Annotated in this window: 20 protein-coding genes and 1 tRNA gene; 16 read left to right on the top strand and 5 right to left on the bottom strand. The window is 66.4% G+C overall.

Annotated elements, in window-relative coordinates; translation table 11 throughout:
- Positions 1-14: 14 nt before the first annotated feature.
- From ACTHQX_RS17725 to ACTHQX_RS17710, 4 genes are all read right to left on the bottom strand, one after another.
- Positions 15-2,900, bottom strand: a complete 2,886-nt coding sequence (locus ACTHQX_RS17725) for a galactose oxidase-like domain-containing protein (protein WP_440158979.1) — start codon at positions 2,898-2,900, stop codon at positions 15-17.
- A gap of 168 nt (positions 2,901-3,068) precedes the next feature.
- Entirely contained in the window at positions 3,069-3,491 is a 423-nt protein-coding gene (locus tag ACTHQX_RS17720) for an NUDIX hydrolase (protein WP_236807193.1), read from the bottom strand.
- Positions 3,488-4,024: a DUF6314 family protein gene (locus tag ACTHQX_RS17715; RefSeq protein WP_440158980.1), complete on the bottom strand. Its 537-nt coding sequence runs from the start codon at positions 4,022-4,024 to the stop codon at positions 3,488-3,490. Before ACTHQX_RS17715 ends, ACTHQX_RS17720 begins: the two co-directional genes overlap by 4 nt.
- A 1-nt stretch (position 4,025) precedes the next feature.
- Positions 4,026-4,098, bottom strand: a tRNA-Arg gene (locus tag ACTHQX_RS17710).
- A gap of 86 nt (positions 4,099-4,184) precedes the next feature.
- On the opposite strand from ACTHQX_RS17710, the gene ACTHQX_RS17705 reads away from it, so the two are divergent.
- Positions 4,185-4,967, top strand: a complete 783-nt coding sequence (locus tag ACTHQX_RS17705; RefSeq protein WP_440158981.1) for a hypothetical protein — start codon at positions 4,185-4,187, stop codon at positions 4,965-4,967.
- Positions 4,968-4,990: 23 nt separating this feature from the next.
- Here ACTHQX_RS17705 and ACTHQX_RS17700 read toward each other — a convergent pair whose 3' ends face one another.
- Positions 4,991-5,635 carry a hypothetical protein gene (locus ACTHQX_RS17700; RefSeq protein WP_440158982.1) on the bottom strand — a complete coding sequence of 215 codons (645 nt, stop codon included), beginning with the start codon at positions 5,633-5,635 and terminating at the stop codon, positions 4,991-4,993.
- Between the two features lie 87 nt (positions 5,636-5,722).
- Here ACTHQX_RS17700 and ACTHQX_RS17695 point away from each other — a divergent pair, with 87 nt between their 5' ends.
- The 15 genes from ACTHQX_RS17695 (at position 5,723) to ACTHQX_RS17625 (ending at position 23,742) form a co-directional block, all read left to right on the top strand.
- On the top strand, positions 5,723-6,571 hold the full coding sequence (locus ACTHQX_RS17695) for an inositol monophosphatase family protein (RefSeq protein ID WP_236807200.1): 849 nt from the start codon (positions 5,723-5,725) through the stop codon (positions 6,569-6,571).
- 105 nt (positions 6,572-6,676) lie between these two features.
- Positions 6,677-9,214: a DNA helicase PcrA gene (pcrA, locus tag ACTHQX_RS17690; RefSeq protein ID WP_440158989.1), complete on the top strand. Its 2,538-nt coding sequence runs from the start codon at positions 6,677-6,679 to the stop codon at positions 9,212-9,214.
- A gap of 47 nt (positions 9,215-9,261) precedes the next feature.
- Positions 9,262-9,942, top strand: coding sequence for a hypothetical protein (locus ACTHQX_RS17685; RefSeq protein WP_440158990.1), 681 nt, complete (start codon positions 9,262-9,264; stop codon positions 9,940-9,942).
- A gap of 224 nt (positions 9,943-10,166) precedes the next feature.
- Positions 10,167-11,333: an ADP-forming succinate--CoA ligase subunit beta gene (gene sucC, locus ACTHQX_RS17680; protein WP_236807204.1), complete on the top strand. Its 1,167-nt coding sequence runs from the start codon at positions 10,167-10,169 to the stop codon at positions 11,331-11,333.
- Between the two features lie 30 nt (positions 11,334-11,363).
- On the top strand, positions 11,364-12,266 hold the full coding sequence (gene sucD, locus ACTHQX_RS17675; protein ID WP_102973203.1) for a succinate--CoA ligase subunit alpha: 903 nt from the start codon (positions 11,364-11,366) through the stop codon (positions 12,264-12,266).
- A 171-nt stretch (positions 12,267-12,437) separates the two neighbouring features.
- Positions 12,438-12,911, top strand: a complete 474-nt coding sequence (locus ACTHQX_RS17670) for an SRPBCC family protein (RefSeq protein WP_440158983.1) — start codon at positions 12,438-12,440, stop codon at positions 12,909-12,911.
- Between the two features lie 208 nt (positions 12,912-13,119).
- Positions 13,120-13,524, top strand: coding sequence for a tautomerase family protein (locus ACTHQX_RS17665; protein ID WP_440158943.1), 405 nt, complete (start codon positions 13,120-13,122; stop codon positions 13,522-13,524).
- 224 nt (positions 13,525-13,748) lie between these two features.
- Complete coding sequence (iolC, locus tag ACTHQX_RS17660; protein ID WP_440158942.1) at positions 13,749-14,783, top strand: 5-dehydro-2-deoxygluconokinase; 1,035 nt, start codon at positions 13,749-13,751, stop codon at positions 14,781-14,783.
- Positions 14,780-15,730 (top strand): Cgl0159 family (beta/alpha)8-fold protein, encoded by a 951-nt coding sequence (locus ACTHQX_RS17655; protein WP_440158940.1) that lies wholly within the window; start codon positions 14,780-14,782, stop codon positions 15,728-15,730. Before iolC ends, ACTHQX_RS17655 begins: the two co-directional genes overlap by 4 nt.
- Before the next feature lie 38 nt (positions 15,731-15,768).
- Positions 15,769-17,697, top strand: a complete 1,929-nt coding sequence (iolD, locus tag ACTHQX_RS17650) for a 3D-(3,5/4)-trihydroxycyclohexane-1,2-dione acylhydrolase (decyclizing) (protein WP_440158947.1) — start codon at positions 15,769-15,771, stop codon at positions 17,695-17,697.
- Positions 17,698-17,744: 47 nt separating this feature from the next.
- Entirely contained in the window at positions 17,745-19,256 is a 1,512-nt protein-coding gene (locus ACTHQX_RS17645) for a CoA-acylating methylmalonate-semialdehyde dehydrogenase (protein WP_440158939.1), read from the top strand.
- Positions 19,257-19,351: 95 nt separating this feature from the next.
- On the top strand, positions 19,352-20,263 hold the full coding sequence (locus ACTHQX_RS17640; RefSeq protein ID WP_440158938.1) for a sugar phosphate isomerase/epimerase family protein: 912 nt from the start codon (positions 19,352-19,354) through the stop codon (positions 20,261-20,263).
- Positions 20,264-20,298: 35 nt separating this feature from the next.
- The gene (locus tag ACTHQX_RS17635; protein ID WP_440158937.1) at positions 20,299-21,312 is read left to right on the top strand and encodes a Gfo/Idh/MocA family protein; all 1,014 of its coding nucleotides are present in this window, start codon (positions 20,299-20,301) and stop codon (positions 21,310-21,312) included.
- Between the two features lie 115 nt (positions 21,313-21,427).
- Complete coding sequence (locus tag ACTHQX_RS17630) at positions 21,428-22,303, top strand: sugar phosphate isomerase/epimerase family protein (RefSeq protein WP_190607601.1); 876 nt, start codon at positions 21,428-21,430, stop codon at positions 22,301-22,303.
- Entirely contained in the window at positions 22,300-23,742 is a 1,443-nt protein-coding gene (locus tag ACTHQX_RS17625; RefSeq protein ID WP_440158936.1) for a sugar porter family MFS transporter, read from the top strand. Before ACTHQX_RS17630 ends, ACTHQX_RS17625 begins: the two co-directional genes overlap by 4 nt.
- Positions 23,743-23,851 lie beyond the last annotated feature (109 nt).

The following is a 23,851-nucleotide window of genomic DNA, read 5'->3' as shown; positions in this document are numbered from 1 at the left end:
GCCTGGAGCCGTGACTACCGGAAGATGTTGTAACTGCCCCAGCCGGCGCTGATGATGGTTCGTGTACCCATGATTCCCTTGCTGAAGGGATAGTGGGCTAGCCGGCCGTCGGTCAGCCGGGTGATGAGTCCGTGGACGCCGGGGCGGAACCCCGTCACCTCGGTAATGCTGTTGATGGTGTTCCAGCCGCCGCCAAGGCGCCGTCGGGTTTCTGGGATGAAGCTGCCAGCTCCGTTCGAGCGGTACAGCATGAGGTTCCCGTCGCCGCGTTTGGCGATGACGTCCTGTTTCCCGTCCTGATCGTAGTCCGCCATAGTGAGGTACAGGCCGCGCCATCCCGTTCCGGTCCGGACACGGGGACTCAGGCCTTTTCCGGCACTGTTGCCGTAGTACCACAACGTCCCGGCAGCGTCGTAGGCGAGGATGCCCGGGTACTTGTCGGTGCTCCGCCAGCGGCCGATCGTCACGTGGTAGGTGCTCCATCCTGCGCTGAGGACCTGGGGAGGGGCGAATCCTCCATTGGGCTTTCCGGGGTAAAAGATCATCCTTCCGTCTTTCCACTGCGCCATGATGTCGAACACGCCGTCGGTGTTCCAGTCGGTCACGAACCCCTTCGACAGCCCGGACCAGCCTGCACCGATCCTTTCCCGGGGCTGCAGGCCGCCCGTACCGTTTGGATGGTAGTTCCACAGGACGCCGTCGGAGGCGACAGCTAGGGTGTCAGCGTCGCTGCCGATGGTTGGGCGGGAGGCAAGGACGGACGCCGGGGCGCCGATCGCGATGGTTGCCGCGACGCTGGGCACTCCGGCGGCGTCCAGCGCAAACAGCAGGTAGTTGCCTGGGACAAGCACGCCGGTATCCGCCGGCAGCTTCAGCGACGCGGTGTTGCCGGATATCCCAGTTGCATTCAGGGGGATGCGCCGCTGATCAGTGTTCACGGTGTGAGTCGCCGAACCCATCCGCATCAGGGAGAACTCAGTGACCGGTGCCGCGGTGGTCACGGAAATGGTGCTGCCGGTAGTGGCGGTGGTGGGGGCGGTGACAATTTTCGGGCGGGCGCGCGGGCTGCCGTCCGCGTTCAGCAGGTAGGGCGGCGTGAAAATCTCTCCGTCCAGGTGGTTGGTCGTGCAGCTGCCGCACAGTCCGCCACCGCCGACGAAGACCCTGCCATCCGGGAGTAACAGCGCGACGCTGTGATAGGTCCGGGGAATGGCCATCGGGGCCAGCGTTGTCCACTGCCCGGTGGCGGGGTTCCAGATTTCCGGGGCCATCCTGGCGTCAGTGTCGGTGAACGGAACAGGATTCCCCTGGCCTCCGACCACGAGCACCTGGCCGTCGGGAAGGGCTACACCGTTCGCGAACGACCGGGTGACGGCCATGTCGGCGGTCCGGGCCACGGTGACCCCGGCGTTGATGTCGATGGTGTACGCGCGGGCTGTGGCAATGCTGTTCTCCTGCACGGGCGCCCCGCCCACGGTGAGGATCTTGCCGATGTCGTACATGACGGCGTCGCCGCTCATCGCGTCAGCGCTGTCTGACCGCGGGCCTGCCGGGCTGATGCTTCCGGACCCCGCGGTGGTGATCCAGTTCATCCGGCGGCTCGGCCCGGCGTGGAACACCCGGCCACCGGGCGCGGCAAATAACCACGGATGGTTGTCCGCGCGGTAGCTGCCGAGAGGATCGGCGGTCAGGATGCTGTTCACCAGCACATTCGGCAGCGTCCGCCAGCCGCTGGCGGCCGACCACACCTCACCGTGCTTGTTGCCGATGCCACCGGACCATGAACCTCCGATGGTGAACACCTCACCGGCCGATGTGGTCACGCTGGAGTGATAGCCACGGGCGATCTTCATGGCCGGCCCCGCGGTCCATGTGTCCGTCGCCGGGTTGTAGAGGCTGGTTTTTGTGCTGTTGGAACCGCCTGTGACCATGAGTTGCCCGTCGGGAAGCAGCGAGGTCCCGGGGCAGAACATGTCGTGTCCGGTGTTGGATACCTCGCTCTGGCTCACGGCGCCGGTGGCGAGATCCAGGATGGAAGTCTGGGTGAAGCCCGGCGCGCCGCCGAACGTGGTGGCGGAGTAGGCGGACCATGTCAGCAGCCGGTTCCCGGGCAAGAGTGCGGCCGCGGTGGGCACCAGCGGAAAGTTGATCGTCGGATCCCAGGACCCCAGTGACTCGTCCGACTGTACTGACTCGCTCGCCAGCGGCGCCTTGACCGCAACCGGCCTGACCGCAACCGGCATGCCCGCAACTGGCGGGGCCGCTGCCGGCGGGGCCGCGGCGTTGCCGGCACTTTCGCCCAACAAATTGATCTCCGCGGCGCTGCTCCAAGGTCCACGTCCGCCCGCTTCGGTCATGGCTTGCAGCCGCACGTAGCGGGCCTGTACTGCTGCGAACGTCACGCTTTTCTCCGCACTGGTGTCCGCCCAGGTGCCGCGGGCCACCGGAGGGGCCCACAGGGCGCCGTCGGTACTAACCGTGATCTCGAAGCTGCCGACCCTTCCGTCCGGGCTGTCGGCACGCGGGAGATAGCGGAACCCAGAGATTGTTTGCACCGCGCCGGTGTCGATCGTGATGCTGCGCGGCAAGGCAGCGGCGGTCTCAGTCCCACCGCTTTGCCAGTACGTGGCGGCGTCGCCGTCCAGAACGTGGGCTGCCCGCCCGTTCCCGCCCGATACCTGTTCGTCACTGGCCGTCACCATCCACCCGCTCCGGGGCAGCGAAGGCGGGGCAGCCTCGAGCGCGGCGGCTGGCAGCGCGGCGATGTGGATGTGTGGGCCGGTGGCATGCCCTCCAATTGCGTGTGACCCTGTTGCGCTCGGAGAGCGGTGCGGAGCCACCGCCACGTACCCCGTGATCAGGAGCAGCGCGACCGTGACAGCTGACCCAAGCCGATGCATGCGCGCCTCCGTCCGGCTCCATTGACCGATGACAGGAGAAAGGCTAGAGGGGGTGGCTTGCAAAAACCTTGGCCCCCAACAAGGGCCGGGGGCTCCGCGTCGAAGGTAGCGGTCCCGCTGGGGTCCTCGAAACCAGGGCGGGGCCCTCGAAAAGCAGGGCGGGGAACTCTAGGAGCGGGCTGCGCCCCGGGCGTCTGGCGGCGCCAGCGCCGGCAGTATGTGGTCCGTGAGCAGCGGTGCGAGGTCGCCGGGCCACTCCGCCGCGAGGTCCAGCCACCGGATCTCGGCGATCTCAGCGGAGGGGTGGGCCACCCAGGTGCCCGGCGCCGTGAACACGGTGGCCTCGATCTCCGTAGCCGCCTCGTTGGCGGCGTCGGCCAGCCAGACGCCCATCAGGGTAAGTTCGCGGGGATCGACGATGATGCCGACTTCCTCCTGCAGCTCCCGGGCGGCGGCCTGCACCGCGGTCTCGCCGGGCTCGGGCTTCCCGCCGGGATGCATGAACTTGTCCGTGCCGCGCTTGCGGACGGTCAGGAGCCGGCCCGCGGCGTCGTAGACACACACGGCGGAAACGATGATGCGCGGATTCACGGCTTCGAGCCTAGCCCGTCCGCTGCCACCGTCGCCGGCAGCCGGCGCAGCACGGACTCCAGCAGCAGATCCTTGCGCGGGCCCGTGACATCCCAGACGTAACTGAACCCGTCCTCGCCATGACGGACGTACGTGACCCGGTAAGTGTCAGGATCGCACCAGTGCCGGTCCTGACTGGCCTCCGGGGAGAAGCTCATCCGGTGGAACGGCCGGGCATCGGGAAACAGCATGTCCAGAGCGTCCGGCGTGTCCGCGGGCCGGAGCAGGTAATCGCGGGTGGCTGGCCCGGTGAAGGTGCCGCCGTCGGCAGCAGGCCAGACCACGGTCCCCTCCTCGTGGAAGCGGAGCCCGCCGTCGCCGTCCGGGGAAAAGATCACGACGCCGGTGAAAGTCCCCCGGGTGCCCGCAGCCCGGTCCAGCATGGTCCGCTCCACGGCCCAGCGGCCTGCCGCCGGGAGGGCGGGGGAGGAAGGGTGCGCCGGCGTTGTGCCCAGCAGATAGTCGCGGAGCCCGGACGGGTGCTGCAATTTCAAGTGCCCTCGATTGGAATCGAACCAACGACACCGGCTTTAGGAGAGCCGTGCTCTATCCACTGAGCTACGAGGGCGCGCGCCCGCCGCGGCCGGTTTTTGACCGGTCCGTTCGGGCACGCTTACAAGCATACAAGGTGAGCGCGCGTACTACGCTCTTGGCATGGCCGCCGCAGCTGAAGTCCCCACCGCCCGGGCAACGTTCCTGCCAGACACCGCCTCCACGCGGCAGTACATCGGGGCATGGGCGGTGCTCAGCGTGGTCCAGTATTTTATGGCGGAGGCCGCGGTCATCGGCGCTTGGGCCGGACCCGAGCCCTACAGCCGGCGGACCGGCCTCATCAGCGACCTGGGTGCCGTCACCTGCGGGCTCTACGGCGGCCGTAGCATCTGTTCACCGCTGCATGTGCTGATGAACGTCTCCTTCGTGGTTCAGGGCCTCGGCATGCTGCTGGGTGCGCTGCTGCTCAGCTCGGCGCTCCTGCGGGTGGCCGCCCGGGCCCGGGTGCGGGTCATGGCCAGCCATTCCGGGGAAGTGCCGTGGTACTCGGCCGTGGCGGCGCGGATCCTGACCGGGACCGCAGGCGCCGGCACGATTGTCGTGGGGCTGGTCCCTGAGGACCTGGAGTCCGGCTGGCATTACGCGGGCGCAGTCATGTACTTCATCGCCGGCTCGCTGGCGCTGCTGCTGCTCGGCGCCCTGTGGCTCCGGCAAACGCCGCTGGGCTGGTTCATTCTGGCCGCCGGCGGGGTGTCCGCGGCCGCCCTCGTCACGGCGGCCGTCACCGGCCTGGACGTTCCCGAGCCCGGAACCCTGGAACGGCTGATGGGCTACCCCATCACGATTGGCCTCGCGGCCGCCGGCCTGGTCATCGCCCAGCGCGTCCGGCAGGAACGGCAGGTTCGCAGGGCCTTCGCCCGGGCCCAGGCGGCCCGGAACGCCTAGGCTCCTTGGGCCGCCGCGAGTGCCTAGGCTTCCTTCTGCAGACCCGCATTTTTCGGGGACCGGCGGCCCAGGAACACGGCGGCGCCGCCGGCGAGAAGACTGGCCACGAACAGTACCCAGCCGGCCACCGTGAGGCCCGACGCCAGGGCGACCTGGCCGGCGTCGAGGTTTACCGCAGCGATCATGGAATCAATGGTGACGTTGCCCCACAGCCGGACCACCACGAACACGAGCGGCAGCGCCCAGAGTGCCCAGCGCATGGCCTTTTTTGCCACGTTGGTGCCGATCAGAAGCAGCCAGGTGAAGGCGAAGATCAGCGGAAACAGGGTGCCCGCCGTCTTATGCACATAGTTGAGCTGGCCGCGGGCGTCGGCGTCCAGGGCGCGGCGCAGCTGCTCGGCGTAGCCGGTGTCGAAGCCGCCGATCAGGGAATCGGGCATTGCCAGCCCGCCGGACAGCTGGGTGAGCTGGTTCAGCGTCAGCAGGTGGACGTACCAGAACAGGAACAGGCTGGCCACTACGCCGGCAATGACAATCAGGTTGGCGTTGTTCTGGGCCTTCGCAGGAGACCGGTCCGTTCCGGGGTTGATCACCGGCGGCAGGTGGTGCTGGGGTACTGCGGCCTTCGTGCCGTGCTTCTTGATCCGTTGTGCAGGTGTCTTGGCCATGCGTCCATTATCGCCCGCCGTCCTCCGGCCGCTGCTGCGCGTGCCTCTGCTGTGCAGGGCCTGCCCGGCGCCGATAGGCTGGGAACCGTGACGGAACTGGGCAGACACAAACTGGGTAAACACAGCGCCACCAACCTGAGCCCCGAGCTCGATGACTACGAGCTGGCGGCCGAACTGGTCCGCGAGGCCGGGCAGCTCGCGCTGCTGATGCGGCAGGGCGGCCTCGACGCCCAGCGCAAGACGTCCATCTCCGACGTCGTCACAGCTGCGGACCACGCGGCCGAAGCCTATGTGCTGGAGCAGCTTCAACGCTGCCGCCCGGACGACGGCGTCCTCGGCGAAGAAGGTGCTGCGGTGCGCGGCAGCAGTGGGCGGACCTGGGTCATCGACCCGGTCGACGGCACCTACAACTTCCTGCAGGGCTCCACCTACTGGTGCTCAGCCATCGCCCTCAAGGACGAATCGGATGTGCTGCTCGGCGCCATCTTCCAGCCCGAGGAGGACAAGCTCTGGATCGGCGGCAAGCAGCACGCCACCACCCTCAACGGCGAACCCGTCACCACCTACAAGGAGGACGGAACCAACCGTAACGCCGCCGACCTCTCCCACCTTGGCGCCGGCACGTACATCCACCCGCGGTGGCTCGCCGACCCGATGTGCGCCATGCCGTGGCACGCCGCCGCGACGTCGGCCGCAACGCTGCGTATGCTCGGGTCCGGCTCGTGCGACCTGGGGCGCGTCGCCGACGGGCAGCTTGGCTGCTGGTTCCAGCACAGCTGCCCCGAATGGGACTGGCTGCCCGGAAAGGCGATCGTGACGGCCGCCGGCGGCGTCGCCGGCACCGTTCACGTCAACGGCCTGGAATGGTTCATGGCGGGAGGAACGACGGCGGTGCACCAGTTGCGCGCCGCGCTTGAGTCAGGCTCTGTCGACTAGCATTCTTGCCCTTCGGTTCTCCCGGCGCCGGGGCCATCTGCCGGGTTATCCACAGGGCGGAATCCGGTGTCAGTTCCACCGCCTAGACTTGTAGTCACCATGGATATGTTGTTTGACCCCTACGCTGACGGTCCCTTTAAGGCTGGTTCCCACGCCGGTGCCATCACCAAGTCGCGCCCCGAAACAAGGCTGATGGCGCCCGCGTTCGGCGGCGGCCCGGGCGAATCCGCCGGCCGCCCGGCAGCTGGCCCCGCTGCCGGCCAGGCAGAGGGAGACCCGGCGGAGGATCACGCCCGGCACCATCTCCCGGACGCCGGCGCACTGCTGGCCGGCCTGAATCCGCAGCAGGAGGAAGCGGTCAAGCACTCCGGCAGCGCATTGCTGATCGTGGCCGGAGCCGGCTCCGGAAAGACCCGCGTCCTCAGTAACCGGATCGCCTACCTGATCGCCACCAACCGTGCCCACCACGGCGAGATCCTGGCCATCACATTCACCAACAAGGCCGCCGCGGAAATGCGTGAACGCATCGAGGCCCTCGTGGGCAACAGGGCCAAGGCCATGTGGATCTCCACGTTCCACTCGTCATGTGTCCGGATCCTGCGGCGCGAGGCCGCGAACGTCGGCCTGAACTCCAACTTCTCCATCTACGACTCCGCCGACTCTCTGCGGCTGATTACCCTGGTGGCCAAAAACCTGGACCTGGACCCCAAGAAGTTCGCGCCCAAGGCCATCCAGCACAAGATCTCCGCGCTCAAGAACGAACTGATCGACGACGACTCGTTCGCGTCCGCCGCGAACCACAGTGACCCGTTTGAGAGCGCCGTGGCGGACGTCTTCAAGGGCTACACCCAGCGGCTGCGGCAGGCCAACGCCATGGACTTCGACGACCTCATCGCGCAGACGGTCTACATGTTCCGCGCCTTCCCGGCGCTCGCCGATTCCTACCGGCGGCGGTTCCGGCACGTCCTGGTGGACGAATACCAGGACACCAACCACGCGCAGTATGCCCTGGTCCGGGAAATCGTCGGCGAGGGCACGGGCGCGGCGGAGCTGACCGTCGTCGGCGACTCGGACCAGTCCATCTACGCGTTCCGCGGTGCGGACATCCGTAACATCGTGGAGTTCGAGAAGGACTATCCTGCTGCCCGTACCATCAAGCTGGAGCAGAACTACCGCTCCACCCAGAACATCCTGAGCGCGGCCAACTCCGTCATCTCCCGGAACCCCAACCGCCCCGAGAAGAGGCTCTGGACCGCGGAGGGCGAGGGCCACAAGATCATCGGCTACGTGGGCGAGAACGAGCACGATGAAGCCCAGTTCATCGCCAAGGAAATCGACCGGCTCCAGGACGAGGACAATCTCCGCCCCGGTGACGTCGCCATCTTCTACCGTACCAACGCCCAGTCCCGTTCCATCGAGGACGTCCTGGTGCGCGTGGGCCTGCCGTACAAGGTGGTGGGCGGCACCAGGTTCTACGAGCGCAAGGAAATCAAGGACGCGCTGGCGTACCTCCGGGTGCTGGTCAACCCGGACGACGACGTCAACCTCCGCCGTGTCCTCAATGAGCCCAAGCGCGGGATCGGGGACCGGGCCGAGGGGGCCGTGGCGGCCCTCGCCGAGCGGGAACGCACGTCCTTCATCTCCGCCGCCCGCCGCGCCGACCAGGCGCCCGGCATGGCCACCCGCTCGGTCAACGCGGTGCTTGGCTTCGTGAAGCTCCTGGACGACCTCGCCGAGGTCGCCGCGGGCTCTGGCGCCGCGGCCGCCCTCGAGGCGGTGCTGGAACAGACCGGCTACCTCGCCACGCTGCGCTCCAGCCCGGATCCGCAGGACGAGTCCCGGGTGGAAAACCTCGCCGAGCTCGTCGCCGTCGTCCGTGAATACGAGCGCGACAACCCCGAAGGATCCCTGGGCGCCTTCCTCGAGCAGGTGTCACTGGTGGCCGACGCCGACCAGATCCCGGACGCCCCTGGCGCGGACATTGACGCCGCGGTGGCCGAGGCCAAGCGGCTTGGCGTTGTCACGCTCATGACGCTGCACACGGCCAAGGGCCTGGAGTTCCCCGTGGTGTTCCTGACCGGCATGGAGCACGGGCTCTTCCCGCACCAGCGTTCGGCCACCGACCCGAAGGAACTGGCGGAAGAACGCCGGCTCGCCTACGTGGGGCTGACGCGCGCCCGGAAGCGCCTCTACGTCACCCGTTCCGAGGTCCGAAGCATGTGGGGGCAAAGCCAGTACAACCCGGCCAGCCAGTTCCTGGAGGAAATCCCCTCCGAACTCGTTGAATGGAAGCGCGAGGGAACCAGCCGGCAGTCCGGCGGGTGGGGGAGCGGCGCCGACATCGGGTCGACCCGGTACGGCGGCTCCTTTTGGGGCGCCGGAACGGCCCGCGGCACCCGTGCCGATTCCTCCGCGGGCTTCAACGCGGACGTCCCGGCCGCCGTCGCAAAAAACCGCGTGCAGCCGCAGAAGGAAGTTGTCGCGGTCAGCGTGGGGGACAAGGTCAACCACACGAGCTTTGGCAACGGCACCGTGCTCGCCGTCGAAGGTGCCGGGGACAAGACCGTGGCGAAGGTGAAATTCGACGTCGGCGAGAAGCGGCTGCTTCTGCGGTACGCGCCGCTGACCAAGATCGACGCCTAAGCGTGCGGGTGCGGCGCCTGGATGGCGTGGCTGCAGCCCTGGCGCCGATGTTCTGGGTGGCACTGGTCGCAGTGACACTGGCGGGCTGTTCTGTAACCGTCGCGGATCCGGAGTACACCCCGCCGCCACCGCTGCCGGCCCTCGAACAGCTGAAACAGGCTCCGCTCACTGACCCCGCAGGGTTTGCGGCAGGGGAGGACGTGCTGGCGTTCGTCACTGCGGACCGGAACGTGGTGTGCGCGCTGACCTCAGCCCGCGGGCCGCACCTGGACCTGCCGTACGAAACCAACAGCTTCAGCGACCCCGATAACCAGAAACTGGCAACCGTGCCCGTGGCACACTGCGAGCTCGCGGCGTATCCGGCGCCGGCAGCACCGGACGTTGCTGACGACTGCGCGGGGACCGGACTCGGCTATCTGGGCGGCGCGGCATTCCTGACGCCCAGCCGGGCACGGTACGGCGAATGCCGGGCCGGGGTCACGCAGATGGAGGCAGAGTACGGGCCCAAGGGCACCGCAGACGGACCCGTCTCCAAGCTTCGCGTCCTGCCCGACGGCGGCAACCTCGAACGGAACGGTTTGCGGTGCTCCGCCTACCGCTCTGGGGTGGCCTGCGGAAACGTCTCTGGCGGCGTCGGTTTCTTTATCAGCCGGGATCATTACGAACTCGTCTCCGCGAAGGGCAAGAACGTCCAGACGGCGCCCGCCAAGGCCCAAAAAACCCCGTAATCACGGGGTTTTTCTACCGTCCATAGAATAGTGTCGTTACTCACAGAACAGGTAGTCTGGAACAGGCCGGTCCCTTCAAAGGACTAGAGTTCAAAAAAGGATCATTGCGCCGCGTGGCTCGTTTCCGGACCCGCCGCAGGGCGCGCTAATTCCGCAGCCCGGTCCGCACCCTGGGTGCAGTCCGGCTGTACAGAAACTACTTCGACGTAGAAGGACACTAAACCGTGGACCTGTTTGAATATCAGGCGCGCGATATGTTCGAAGCGCACGGTGTACCCGTGCTCGCCGGCATCGTGGCGCACACTCCTGAAGAAGCAAAGGCAGCTGCCGAGAAGATCGGCGGCGTAACTGTCGTCAAGGCACAGGTTAAGGTCGGTGGCCGCGGCAAGGCGGGCGGCGTCAAGGTTGCCAAGTCCGCCGACGAGGCACTTGAGCACTCCACCAACATCCTGGGCATGGACATCAAGGGCCACACCGTCAACAAGGTGATGATCGCCCAGGGTGCCGACATCGCCGAGGAATACTACTTCTCCGTCCTGCTGGACCGGGCCAACCGCAACTACCTGGCCATGTGCTCGGTTGAAGGCGGCATGGAGATCGAGCAGCTCGCCGTTGAGCGGCCCGAGGCCTTGGCCAAGGTAGCAATCGACCCCGCCGTGGGCATCGACCAGGCCAAGGCCGACGAAATCGTCGCTGCCGCCGGCTTCGCTGAAGAACTGCGCGGCAAAGTCGCCAGCGTCATTCTGAAGCTCTGGGACGTCTTCAAGAAGGAAGACGCCACCCTCGTGGAGGTCAACCCGCTGGTCAAGACCGGTGCGGGCGAGATCGTCGCCCTCGACGGCAAGGTCACGCTGGACGAGAACGCCGAATTCCGCCACCCCAAGCACGCACAGCTTGAGGACAAGGAATCCGCTGACCCGCTTGAGGCCAAGGCCAAGGCGCAGGACCTGAACTACGTCAAGCTGGACGGTGAAGTCGGCATCATCGGTAACGGTGCAGGCCTCGTCATGTCCACCCTGGACGTCGTCGCCTACGCCGGCGAGAACCACGGCAACGTCAAGCCCGCCAACTTCCTGGACATCGGCGGCGGAGCCTCCGCCGAGGTCATGGCCGCAGGCCTCGACGTCATCCTGGGCGACGAGCAGGTCAAGTCCGTATTCGTCAACGTCTTCGGCGGCATCACCGCCTGTGACGCTGTCGCCAAGGGCATCGTGGGCGCACTGGCCGAGCTGGGCCACTCCGCCAACAAGCCGCTGGTCGTCCGCCTCGACGGCAACAACGTCGAAGAAGGCCGCCGCATCCTCGAAGAGGCCAACCACCCGCTGGTTACCCTCGCCGCCACCATGGACGAGGGCGCCGACAAGGCCGCCGAGCTCGCCAACGCCCGCTGATCGAGCCTGCCGAGATCTAGGAAAGAAAACATGTCTATTTATCTGAACAAGGACTCCAAGGTCATCGTCCAGGGCATCACGGGCGGCGAAGGCACCAAGCACACCGCCCTCATGCTCAAGGCCGGCACCAACATCGTGGGCGGCGTCAACGCCCGCAAGGCCGGCACCACCGTCCTGCACGGCGAAAACGAAATCAACGTTTTCGGCACCGTCAAGGAAGCCATCGCCGAGACCGGTGCAGACGTCTCCATCGTCTTCGTTCCGCCGGCATTCACCAAGAACGCCGTTGTTGAAGCCATCGAGGCCGGCATCGGCCTGGTCGTCGTCATCACCGAAGGCGTGCCGGTTCAGGACTCAGCCGAGTTCTGGGCACTGGCGCAGTCCAAGGTCGACGCCGACGGCAACCAGGTCACCCGCATCATCGGACCGAACTGCCCCGGCATCATCACCCCGGGCGAGGCCCTCGTGGGCATCACCCCGGCCAACATCACCGGCAAGGGCCCCATCGGCCTGGTCTCCAAGTCCGGCACGCTGACTTACCAGATGATGTACGAACTGCGCGACCTCGGCTTCTCCACGGCCATCGGCATCGGCGGTGACCCCATCATCGGCACCACCCACATCGACGCCCTGGCTGCGTTCGAGGCTGACCCGGAGACCAAGGCCATCGTGATGATCGGCGAAATCGGCGGCGACGCCGAAGAGCGTGCGGCCGACTTCATCAAGGCCAACGTCACCAAGCCGGTCGTCGGCTACGTGGCCGGCTTCACCGCGCCGGAAGGCAAGACCATGGGCCACGCAGGCGCCATCGTCTCCGGTTCCGCCGGTACCGCCCAGGCCAAGAAGGAAGCCCTCGAAGCTGCAGGCGTGAAGGTCGGCAAGACGCCTTCCGAGACCGCCAAGCTGCTGCGCGAAGTCTTCGCAGCACTCTAAGGCCCACTTCAAGCAACGCGGGGTCACTCCCAGCCCAATCCACCCCCCGGATTGGGCGCGGGGTGACCCCGCGTTGCTTGTTTAAGCGCGGGCGGCTGACCCTTGCCCCGGCGCGGCAGTGGGGTCTATGTTGGCGGTCTCGAAGCACTGCGGCAGTGACAAGGACCGATCATGACCAATGCACTTAAACTGACCGTCCCCGACGGCGTCCCGTTCATCGACTTTGAGCGGGAGTTCGACTTCCCGGTGCCGGACGTGTTCCGCGCGCACAAGGAGCCTGAGCTGATCGCCCAGTGGCTGGGCCCGCGCGGCACCAACATCGACATCGACCACTACGACTTCCGTTCCGGAGGCACGTACCTGTACAACCACACCGGCCCGGACGGGGTGACGTACGCCTTCAGCGGCATCTTCCACACCGTCCGTGAAAACGAGTTCGCCATCCAGACCTTCGAGTTCAGCGGCTACCCGGACATCGTCAGCATCGAATTCATGAGCTTCGAGGACCTGGGCGGCGGCAGGTGCCGGCTGCGGGCCCACTCTGTCTATCCCAGCATGGAAGCCCGCGACGGGATGGCCCAATCAGGCATGGAAAGCGGCCTGTCCGACGGCTACGAGCGGCTCGAGGAGCTGCTCGCCAAGTAGGGCCCGCACCACAACAGAATCGTCCGACGGCGGCCGGTGACCTTTACCTCGAAGGTCACCGGCCGCCGTCGGACGTTTAAGGACCCAACTAGGTAGCAGCAGATGGCGTTCCCAGAGCTGGGAACGCCATCTGCTGCTACCTACTTGGGCTCTTGCGCAACTGCCGCACTTTGATAGAATGTCAGGACAAACTATCAAAGGAGAGCAGATGCCGCTCGTACGAATCGATGTCCACTCCGGGCGCAGCCAGGGTGAACTTGGCCGCCTAAGCCGGGGTATCCACGACGCAATCCTGGCCGAGTACGGAATCCCGGAACGCGACTACTTCCACATCGTCACCGAACATGCGCCGGGCCAAATCGTGGCGCAGGACGCGGGCCTGGGCTTCGAACGCACACGCGACGTCGTTATGATCCAGATCTTCACCCAGGGTGGGCGTAGCCAGGAGGCAAAGCAGAACCTGTTTGCCGCAGTGGCGGACAAGCTGGGGGCTCTGGGAGTCGCCGGCGAGGACGTTTTCATCGGCTATGTCGAGAACACGGCGGGGGACTGGTCCTTCGGGTTTGGCCGCGCGCAGTACGTGACCGGAGAGCTTGCCGTACCCAAGAAATAGGGCTCGAAGGGCTGCCCCCTGCGACCCGATTTTGCACTTGCGGAATGCGCGGCAACGGGCAAGTTCTGCTTGTTGTAAGTATGTCAGTACAAACCTTTGACAGGACATAAATTCTAGGGCACAGTAGTTCTTGTGGTCCCGCTCACGGGGCCGCGCGGAACGCCGGAGCCTTGGCCGTTCGGCTGCTTAGAGGTTGAGATCCAAAAGAAAGGTCCACGATCACCGTGACCCACGAACTGCTCACGATCGGGCGAATCAGCGTTGATATCTACCCGAACGACATCGGGGTGGGGCTGGAGGATGTCACGTCCTTCGGCAAGTACCTCGGTGGCTCGCCGTCCAACGTTGCTGTTGCCGCCGCCCGCCACGGCCGCCGGACCGGCGTTATCACCCGCACCGGAGACGACCCCTTCGGTACGTACCTGCACCGCGAACTGGAAAAGTTCGGCGTCGATGATTCCTTCGTCAGCCCGGTCCAGGGGCTCCAGACACCGGCCACGTTCTGCGCCATCCAGCCGCCGCATGATTTCCCGCTGTACTTCTACGGCAGGTTCCCCACGGCACCGGACCTGCAGATCCAGGCCGACGAGCTCGACACGGACGCCATCCGCGAGGCACAGATCTTCTGGTCCACGGTAACCGGCCTGTGCCAGGAACCGAGCCGCGAAGCGCACATCAAGGCCCACGAAGCGCGGCCCCGCTCCGGCCTGACGCAGGGCCAGTACACCATCTTGGACCTCGACTACCGCCCCATGTTCTGGGCCTCCGAGGAGGAAGCCCGGGAGCAGGTGGCCCGGATCCTGCCGCACGTCACCGTCGCCATCGGCAACGACCAGGAATGCTCTGTGGCCGTGGGCCCGGGAACCCCGGATGAGCAGGCGGACCGCCTGCTGGCCGCCGGCGTCGAAATCGCCGTCGTCAAGCTCGGCCCGGAAGGTGTGATGGCCAAGACCCGCACCGAGCGCGTGGTCTCCGCTCCGGTTCCGGTTGAGACCGTCAACGGCCTGGGTGCCGGCGACTCCTTCGGCGGCGCGTTCGTGCATGGACTGCTCTCCGGCTGGCCGCTGGCACAGGTCCTGGATTACGCGAATGCTGCCGGCGCCATTGTTGCCTCCCGGCTGTCCTGTGCGGATGCCATGCCCACCCCCGCTGAGGTGACCTCCCTGCTCGCCGAGCGCGGACGCCTTGTTCCCGATGCTGCTGTTCCCGGCCAGGACTCAGCTCCCAGCCAACTCACCCCCGAAGGAGCGGCCCTGTGAGCCTCAACCCCGGTTCCGCTGCCCTGGCGGTGGATGACAACCCCCGCCGATACGAACACCTGAGCACCATCCGGCTCGAAGACCCCGACGCCGTGGCCCGGGCAGCCAAGGCCCGCCGCCGCCACCCCGGCCTGAAGCACGGCCGGCAGAACTTCATCGTCGCCGCCGACCACCCGGCCCGCGGCGCCCTCTCAGTCGGCAGCGACCCGGTGGCCATGGCCGACCGCCGCCAGCTCCTGGACCGGCTGCAGATCGCGCTGGCCAACCCGGCAGTCGACGGCATTCTGGCTTCCCCGGACATCATGGACGACCTGCTGCTGCTGGGCGCCCTCGACGGCAAGCTCGTGTTCGGTTCGATGAACCGCGGCGGCCTCGCCGGCCTCATCAACGAATTCGACGACCGCTTCACCGGACACACCGCCGCGGCGCTGGAAGAACTGGGCGCGGACGGCGGCAAGATGCTGACCCGCATCTGCCTCGGCGACCCGGACACGGTTGCGCTGCTCGAGGCCACGGCGAGGGCCATCGACTCGCTCGCCGAGCGCAAGCTGATCGCCATGGTGGAGCCGTTCCTGTCCGTCCGGGAGAACGGCCGGGCCCGCAACGACCTGACCCCGGACGCCGTGATCAAGTCCATCGGGATCGCCGAGGGCCTGGGTTCCACGAGCGCCTACACCTGGATGAAGCTGCCGGTCGTTGCCGAGATGGAACGCGTCATGGCCGCCACCACCATGCCCACCGTGCTGCTGGGCGGGGACCCGGCAGGCACCCAGGACGAGGTGTTCGCCACTTGGGGAGCCGCCCTCGCCCTGCCCGGCGTGCAGGGACTTACCGTCGGCCGGACCCTGCTGTACCCGCAGGACGGCGACGTTGCCGGAGCGGTCGCCGCGGCCGCATCGCTCCTCCACCACACCACATCAGCCCTCACCGCAGAAGTATCGGAGTAGCTCCCATGGGGACGAAAACAGGAACAGGAACCCGCCGGATGACCGTGGCGCAGGCCGTGGTCGAATACCTTTCCAAGCAGTACACCGTTGATTCCGTGGGTGGCGTCGATTTCCGCGAACGCCTGATTCCGGGCACGTTCGGTATTTTCGGGCACGGCAATGTGGCCGGTGTGGGCCAGGCCCTGAAGCAGTACCAGCAGCTCGATCCGACGATCATGCCGTACTACCAGGGCCGCAACGAGCAGGCCCAGTCCCACCAGGCCGTGGGCTACGCCCGGCACACCCGCCGCCGTCAGACCTTCGCGATCAGCACCTCAATCGGTCCGGGTTCCTCGAACCTGCTCACCGGTGCCGCGCTGGCCACCACGAACCGGCTGCCGGTGCTGCTGCTGCCGTCCGACACGTTCGCCACGCGTGCTGCGGACCCGGTGCTGCAGCAGCTCGAACAGCCCTACGCGTACGACCTCACGGTCAACGACGCGTTCCGGCCGCTGTCCAAGTTCTTCGACCGGGTCACCCGCCCTGAGCAGCTGTTCTCCGCGTTCCACCACGGCCTGCGCGTCCTCACGGATCCGGCCGAAACCGGCGCGGTGACCATCTCGCTGCCCCAGGACGTCCAGGCCGAAGCGTTCGACGTTCCCGAGGAGTTCCTCGCCGAGCGTGAGTGGCGGATCCGCCGCCCGGAAGCGGACGACGACGACATCGCCCGTGCCGCCGAAGCCATCCGGGCCGCGAAGCGGCCGCTGATCATCGCCGGCGGCGGCGTCCTGTACGCGTACGCCAACGAGGAACTGGCGAAGTTGGCCGAACTGACCGGCATCCCTGTGGGCAACACGCAGGCCGGCGTCGGCGTCCTGCCGTGGGACCACAAGTACTCCCTCGGCGCCATTGGCTCCACTGGCACGACGGCGGCCAACGCCCTGGCAGCCGAAGCGGACCTGATCATCGGCATCGGCACCCGCTACGAGGACTTCACCACCGCGTCCCGGACCGCGTTCCAGAACCCGGACCTGAAGTTCATCAACATCAACGTCGCACCGATCGACGCGTACAAGCACGGCACCTCGCTGCCGATCGTCGCGGACGCCCGGAAGGCACTGGTCAAGCTCAACCAGGCACTGGGCGGCTACCGCGTGGGTGCCGACCTCGAGCAGCAGATCGCCGCCGAAAAGGAGCGCTGGAACACCACGGTGGATACGGCGTTCGACACGCGCTTCAGCCCCCTGCCGGCGCAGAACGAGATCATCGGTGCCACCAACCGGGCCATGGATGCCTCCGACGTGGTCATCTGCGCCGCCGGCTCCCTGCCCGGTGACCTCCACAAGATGTGGCGGGTCCGCGACCCGTTCGGCTACCACGTCGAATACGCCTACTCCTGCATGGGCTACGAGATCCCCGGCGGGCTGGGCGTCAAGCGCGCAGCGCTTGCCGAGGCCGCCAAGGGCGGCGCCCAGCGCGACGTCGTCGTGATGGTGGGGGACGGCTCCTACCTGATGATGCACACCGAACTGGTCACCGCCGTCGCCGAGCGGATCAAGCTGATCGTGGTCCTGATCCAGAACCACGGCTACGCCTCCATCGGCTCGCTGTCTGAATCGCTCGGCTCGCAGCGCTTCGGCACCCAGTACCGCGTCCTGGACGAGGAACAGCACAGCTTCGACGAGGGCGACACCCTCCCGGTGGACCTGGCCCTGAACGCCGAGTCCCTCGGCGTGAAGGTGATCCGGATCGAGCCGGGCGAGAAGGCCATCGCCGAACTTGAACAGGCCATCCGCGACGCCAAGGCCGCCCCGGAGCGCGGAGGCCCGATCGTGATCCACGTCGAATCCGACCCGCTGCTGGACGCGCCGAGCTCCGAATCCTGGTGGGACGTGCCCGTCTCCGCAGTTTCGGAACTCGACTCCACCAAGCAGGCCTTCCAGACATACATCGACCACAAATCCCGCCAGCGCAAGCTGCTCGGCTAACCTCCCCCACGCTTCACGACAAGCTACAGACCAAGGAAGTCATCTTTATGTCAACGACGACCGTCACCACCACCATCAACCACTTCATCAATGGCGCCGAGACCGCCGGTGAAGGTGACCGCACCACCCCCGTGTACAACCCTGCCACCGGGCAGGTCACTGCGGAGCTGCGGCTGGCCAACCGCGCCGACCTGGACACCACCGTCGCAGCAGCCCGCGCCGCCGCCGACTCCTGGGGTGACATCTCCCTGGCCAAGCGCACCGCCGTGCTGTTCAAGTTCCGCGAACTCGTCGCCGAGCACGTGAACGAACTCGCCGAGCTGATCACGGCAGAGCACGGCAAGGTCATCTCCGACGCCAAGGGCGAGATCGGCCGCGGCCTGGAGGTCATCGAGTTCGCCTGCGGCATCCCCACGCTGCTCAAGGGTGACTACTCGGACCAGGTCTCCACCGGCATCGACGTCTTCTCCTTCCGCGAACCGCTCGGCGTCGTCGCGGGCATCACGCCGTTCAACTTCCCGGTCATGGTGCCGCTGTGGATGGCGCCGATGGCGATCGCCACCGGCAACGCGTTCATCCTCAAGCCTTCCGAACGCGACCCCTCCGCCTCGCTGCTGCTGGCCAAGCTGTGGAAGGACGCCGGCCTGCCCGATGGCGTGTTCCAGGTCCTGCACGGCGACAAGGAAACGGTCGACGGGCTGCTGACCCACCCGGACGTGGACGGCATTTCCTTCGTCGGTTCCACCCCGATCGCGAAGTACGTCCACGAGACCGCCACCGCCCACGGCAAGCGCGTCCAGGCTTTGGGCGGGGCGAAGAACCACGCCATCATCCTGCCCGACGCCGACCTGGACAACGCCGCGGACCACCTCGCCGCCGCCGCGTTCGGCTCGGCCGGGGAGCGCTGCATGGCGATCTCCGTCGCCGTCGCGGTCGGGGACGCCGCGGACCTGCTGGTCAAGAAGGTCGAAGAGCGCGCTACCGCCGTCAAGGTCGACAACGGCACCGTACCCGGCGCCGAAATGGGCCCGGTCATCACCCCGGCCTCGAAGGAACGCATCGTCAAGATCGTCACCGAAGCCGAAGCAGCGGGCGCCGCGATGGTGGTGGACGGCCGCGACCTCGTCATCCCCGGCCACGAAGACGGGTTCTGGGTCGGGCCCACGGTCCTGGACCACGTCAAGACCGAAATGAGCGCCTACACTGAGGAGATCTTCGGACCCGTCCTCGTCGTCGTCCGCGTTGATACCTTGGAGGACGGCATCAGGCTGATCAACTCCAACCCCTACGGCAACGGCACCGCGATCTTCACCTCATCCGGCGCCGCAGCCCGGAAGTTCCAGCGCTCCGTGACCGTGGGCATGATCGGCATCAACGTGCCCCTGCCGGTCCCGGTGGCCTACCACTCCTTCGGCGGCTGGAAGGCCTCGCTCTTCGGCGACAAGCACATCTACGGCCCAGAAGGCGTCTCCTTCTACACCCGCGGCAAGGTCGTCACCTCCCGCTGGCCCGAAACCCACCACGCCTCCGGCGCCTCCTACAACTTCCCCTCCAACTAGCCCCCGTCCCACCCAACTAACTGGCATTAGTTGTCGCTATGAGCCCTCAAAACGACAACAACTGCGAGTCAGTTGGGAAATCTAAGGATTGAGCAATGACAGAGAACAAGCTGATCATCGGCACCGCGCCCGACTCCTGGGGCGTGTGGTTTGCGGATGACCCCAAGCAGACCCCGTGGGAGCGCTTCCTGGACGAGGTGGCCGAGTCCGGCTACAAGCGGATCGAGCTGGGCCCCTACGGCTACCTGCCCAACGACCCCACCCGGCTGGCAGAAGAGCTCAAGCAGCGCGACCTGAAGGTCTGCGCCGGAACCGTCTTCACTGCGTTCCACCGCGGCCTGGACCAGTGGGAGACGGCCTGGGAGCCAGCGCGCAAGGTCGCCGAACTGACCGCGGCCATGGGCGGCGAGCACATCGTGGTCATCCCCGCGATGTGGCGCGACGACGTCACGGGCGAGGCCGTGGAGAGCGGCACGCTTAGCGACAAAGCCTGGAGCGACCTGTTCGCCGGCCACAATCGACTGGGAAAGACGCTGCTCGAGGACTTCGGCCTCAAGCAGCAGTTCCACTCCCACGCCGACTCGCACGTCGGAGCCCAGGAGGACATCGAAACGCTGCTGGGCGCTACCGATCCGCAGTACCTCAACCTGTGCCTGGACACCGGCCACGCGGAATACTGCGGTGCCTCGAGCCTGGAGCTCATCAAGAACTACCCGGACCGGATCGGGTACCTGCACCTGAAGCAGATCAACCCGGACGTCCTGAAGAGGGTCAACGAGGAAAACATGACCTGGGCCGCGGCCAACCTGGCCGGCGTCATGACGGAGCCGCCCAATGGCCTGCCGGACCTGCGCGCCGTCATCGAGGCCGTCGAGGCCCTGGACCGCCCGATCTTCGGCATCGTGGAGCAGGACATGTACCCGGTGGCCTTCGACGTTCCCATGCCCATCGCCAAACGCACCCGCAACTACCTGCTGTCCTGCGGCTCCCGCACCGCGGTCAACTAGCCTCCGCCCGGCATCCCAAACGTAAGGAAAGAACAATGACTGAAACCCTTCGCGTCGCCGTTATCGGCGCCGGCCGCATGGGCGCGGACCACATCCAGCGCCTCAGCAAGCGCATCCACGGCGCTGAGGTTGCCGCCGTCGTCGACGTTGACCTCGCCCGTGCGCAGGCAGCCATCGAGGGCATCCCCGGGGCCGTTGCCCTGGCCGACGCCGAAGAGGCGCTGAATAACGGCGACGTCAACGCCGTCCTCATCGCCACGCCCGGCTTCCTGCACGAGGAGATCCTGCTCAAGGCCATCGCCAAGGACATTCCCATCCTCTGCGAAAAGCCGCTGACGCCGGATGCCGAGTCGTCCTGGAAGATTGTCCAGGCTGAGGAGAAGCTGGGCCACAAGCGGATCCAAGTGGGCTTCATGCGCCGCTTCGACGCCGAATACGCGGCCCTCGGCTCGGTCATCCGCGACCGCGAACTGGGCGAACTGCTCATGCTGCACCACCAGCACCGCAACCCCAGCACGCCCGCGGGCTTCACCAACGAGATGCTCATCAACGATTCCGTGGTCCATGAGTTCGACGCCATCCGCTTCTTCACGGGCGAAGAGATCACGTCCGTCCAGGTTCGGCTCGGCAAGGCTACGAAGAACGCCCCGACCGGACAGCACGATCCCCAGCACGTCCTGATCGAAACCGAGTCCGGCGTCCTGGCCGACGTCGAAATCTACGTGAACGCGAAGTTCGGCTACGAAGTGGCCACACAGGCTTCCTTCGAGGACGGCATCGTGAGCATCGGCGGCGACAGCGGCCCGTACCTCCGCAGCAACGGCCGCTGGGGCGGCAAGGTCACGCCCGGCTTCGAAGAGCGCTTCGGTGCCGCGTACGACGTGGAAATCCAGGCCTGGGTTGACGCGGCGCTCCGCGGCGAAATCGGCGGACCCAGCGCCTGGGACGGCTACGCCACCGCCGCCTGCTGCGAAGCCGGTGTGGAGGCCCAGAAGAACGGCGAGAAGGTGGCCGTGAAGCTGAACGCCAAGCCTGCGCTTTACAGCTAAGCACCCGCCCTTGGAGTTTTTGTCCAGATAATGCGACTTAGAGGCCCTCAAGGTTGCATTATCTGGACAAAAACTCCGCTCGTTAACCGACTCTTTCCACAATGGAGTGTTCCTCGTGAAAATCGCCCTTGACCCCACCCCCTTCCACCACAGCCACAGCCTGCTGGAGTTCCCCAAGGTGGTGGCCGACCTCGGCTACAAGTACATGCAGATGACGCCGCACCCGGATTTCATCCCCTTCTACAACCACCCGAAGGCCGACGACGAACTGGTGGGCCAGTTGAAGAAGGCGTGCACCGACGCCGGAATCGAAATCGCGTCCATCCTGCCTGTGCTGCGCTGGTCTGGCCCGGACGAGGACGCCCGCGAGGCAGCAGTGCGCTACTGGAAGCGCGCCATCCAGATCGCCGTGGACCTGGGCGTGAGCACCATGAACACCGAGTTCAGCGGCCGGCCGGAGCTGGCCGAGGAATCCGAGCGCGCGTTCTACCGCTCCATGGAGGAACTGCTCCCCATCATCGAGCGCGAAGGCATCGACCTGCTCATCGACCCGCACCCGGACGACTTCGTGGAGGAAGGCCTTGCCGCGATCCGCGTCATCCGTGGCCTGAACTCCAAGAACGTCGGCATGGTCTACGTGGCCTCGCACAGTTTCCACATGAAGAACTCGCCGCTGGACATCATGCGCGCGGCGGGGGACAAGCTGCGCCTGGTCCACGTTGCCGACACCATGGACCACCACGCGTCGCACGGGCTGCGCTACATCACCAACCCGCCGGGCAACGCCGTCCGGGTGCACCAGCACCTGAAGATCGGCGACGGCGACGTGAACTGGGACGAGTTCTTCGGCGGCCTGAAGGAAATCGGGTTCCTGGACCGGGACGACACCGTGATGGTGTCCAGCGTCTTCGCCGAAGACGACAATGCCGAGGAGGTTTCCCGCTTCCAGCTGGACACCATGAAGCAGTACGTGCAGAAGGTCAGCGTATGACAGCCGCGCCTTCCAGCAAGGCTGAGTTGAAACACCAGCGGGCGCTCCGCACGGTCACCATCATTTCCACCTTCGGTGGCCTGCTCTTCGGCTACGACACAGGCGTCATCAACGGTGCCCTGCCCTACATGCAGGAGGACTTGGGCCTGACCCCGCTGGGCGAGGGAATGGTGACGTCGTCGCTGCTGTTCGGCGCTGCCTTCGGTGCGCTTTTCGGCGGCCGGCTGGCGGACCGGAACGGCCGCCGCAAGATGATCATGGTCCTTGCCGTCATCTTCCTGATCGGCACGCTGTCCTGCACCCTGGCCCCGAGCACTGAGTTCATGGTGGCGGCCCGGTTCATCCTGGGCCTGGCCGTGGGCGGGGCGTCCGTGACGGTGCCGGTGTACCTCGCGGAGGTGTCGCCGTCGGCCCGGCGCGGGCGGATCGTGACGCAGAACGAACTCATGATTGTCACCGGGCAGCTGCTCGCCTTCATATTCAACGCCTACCTCGGCAACACCTTCGGCGAGGCCGGGGGCATCTGGCGCTGGATGCTGGTGATCGCCACGCTGCCGGCCGTCGCCCTGTGGATCGGCATGGCGTTCATGCCCGAAAGCCCCCGCTGGCTGGCCTCCATGGGCAGCTTCGGCGAGGCACTCGGCGTGCTTCAGCGCATCCGCTCCAAGGCCGAGGCCACGGCGGAGTTCGACGAGGTCAAGGCCATGGCCGTCGAGGACTACAAGTCGAAGATGGGTTCCTGGAAGGACCTGCAGGTCCCCTGGCTGCGGCGGATCTTCTTCGTCGGCGTCGGCCTTGCCGTGATCCAGCAGATCACCGGCGTGAACTCCATCATGTACTACGGCACGCAGATCCTGGCGGATGCCGGCTTCGGCCGCGAAGCCGCGCTCAGCGCCAACATCGCCAACGGTGTCATCTCCGTGCTGGCCACCTTCGTGGGCATCTGGCTGCTCGGCAAGGTGGGGCGCCGCCGGATGCTGATCACCGGCCAGATCGGAACCACATCGGCGCTGCTGCTGATCGGCCTCTTCTCGCTGATCCTGCCGGAGGGGACCGGCCGAGGCTACGTGATCCTGGCGCTGACCGTCACGTTCCTCGCGTTCCAGCAGGGGGCCATTTCACCGGTCACCTGGCTCATGCTCTCGGAGATCTTCCCGCTGAAGCTGCGCGGCCTCGGCATGGGCGCATCGGCCTTCGTGCTCTGGATCGTGAACTTCCTGATTGGCTTCGGCTTCCCGCAGCTGCTCGCCGCCGTCGGCATCTCCAACACGTTCTTCGTGTTCGCCGTCCTGGGTGTCGGGGCGATTCTCTTTGCCGCCAAGTACGTTCCCGAGACCAAAGACAAGAGCCTCGAGGACGTGGAGCACTACTTCAAGCACCAGGCGGGCGTCCCCGTCGAAGCAAGGATCGCCGTCGGAACGAACACCCCGGTCCAATAAGACCGCTCCCGCACGGAGTTTTTGTGCAGATAATGCCCTCTCGAGGCCTTCGAGAGGGCATTATCTGCACAAAAACTCCAGTGCCGGAGGCAGGTTTGCACCGGGACGT

It is taken from the genome of Arthrobacter sp. SAFR-023 (assembly GCF_051965295.1).
Lineage (GTDB): Bacteria > Actinomycetota > Actinomycetes > Actinomycetales > Micrococcaceae > Arthrobacter.
Note: the sequence above shows the minus strand (reverse complement) of the source record. Positions and strands in the feature narration are given on the sequence as shown.

Bases quoted from the DNA above. Each gene is read 5' to 3' on its own strand.
- ACTHQX_RS17725 (WP_440158979.1), bottom strand. From the start codon at position 2,900: ATGCATCGGCTTGGGTCAGCTGTCACGGTCGCGCTGCTCCTGATCACG.
- ACTHQX_RS17705 (WP_440158981.1), top strand. From the start codon at position 4,185: ATGGCCGCCGCAGCTGAAGTCCCCACCGCCCGGGCAACGTTCCTGCCA.
- ACTHQX_RS17700 (WP_440158982.1), bottom strand. From the start codon at position 5,635: ATGGCCAAGACACCTGCACAACGGATCAAGAAGCACGGCACGAAGGCC.
- pcrA (WP_440158989.1), top strand. From the start codon at position 6,677: ATGTTGTTTGACCCCTACGCTGACGGTCCCTTTAAGGCTGGTTCCCAC.
- ACTHQX_RS17685 (WP_440158990.1), top strand. From the start codon at position 9,262: ATGTTCTGGGTGGCACTGGTCGCAGTGACACTGGCGGGCTGTTCTGTA.
- sucD (WP_102973203.1), top strand. From the start codon at position 11,364: ATGTCTATTTATCTGAACAAGGACTCCAAGGTCATCGTCCAGGGCATC.
- ACTHQX_RS17670 (WP_440158983.1), top strand. From the start codon at position 12,438: ATGACCAATGCACTTAAACTGACCGTCCCCGACGGCGTCCCGTTCATC.
- ACTHQX_RS17665 (WP_440158943.1), top strand. From the start codon at position 13,120: ATGCCGCTCGTACGAATCGATGTCCACTCCGGGCGCAGCCAGGGTGAA.
- iolD (WP_440158947.1), top strand. From the start codon at position 15,769: ATGACCGTGGCGCAGGCCGTGGTCGAATACCTTTCCAAGCAGTACACC.
- ACTHQX_RS17645 (WP_440158939.1), top strand. From the start codon at position 17,745: ATGTCAACGACGACCGTCACCACCACCATCAACCACTTCATCAATGGC.
- ACTHQX_RS17640 (WP_440158938.1), top strand. From the start codon at position 19,352: ATGACAGAGAACAAGCTGATCATCGGCACCGCGCCCGACTCCTGGGGC.
- ACTHQX_RS17635 (WP_440158937.1), top strand. From the start codon at position 20,299: ATGACTGAAACCCTTCGCGTCGCCGTTATCGGCGCCGGCCGCATGGGC.
- ACTHQX_RS17625 (WP_440158936.1), top strand. From the start codon at position 22,300: ATGACAGCCGCGCCTTCCAGCAAGGCTGAGTTGAAACACCAGCGGGCG.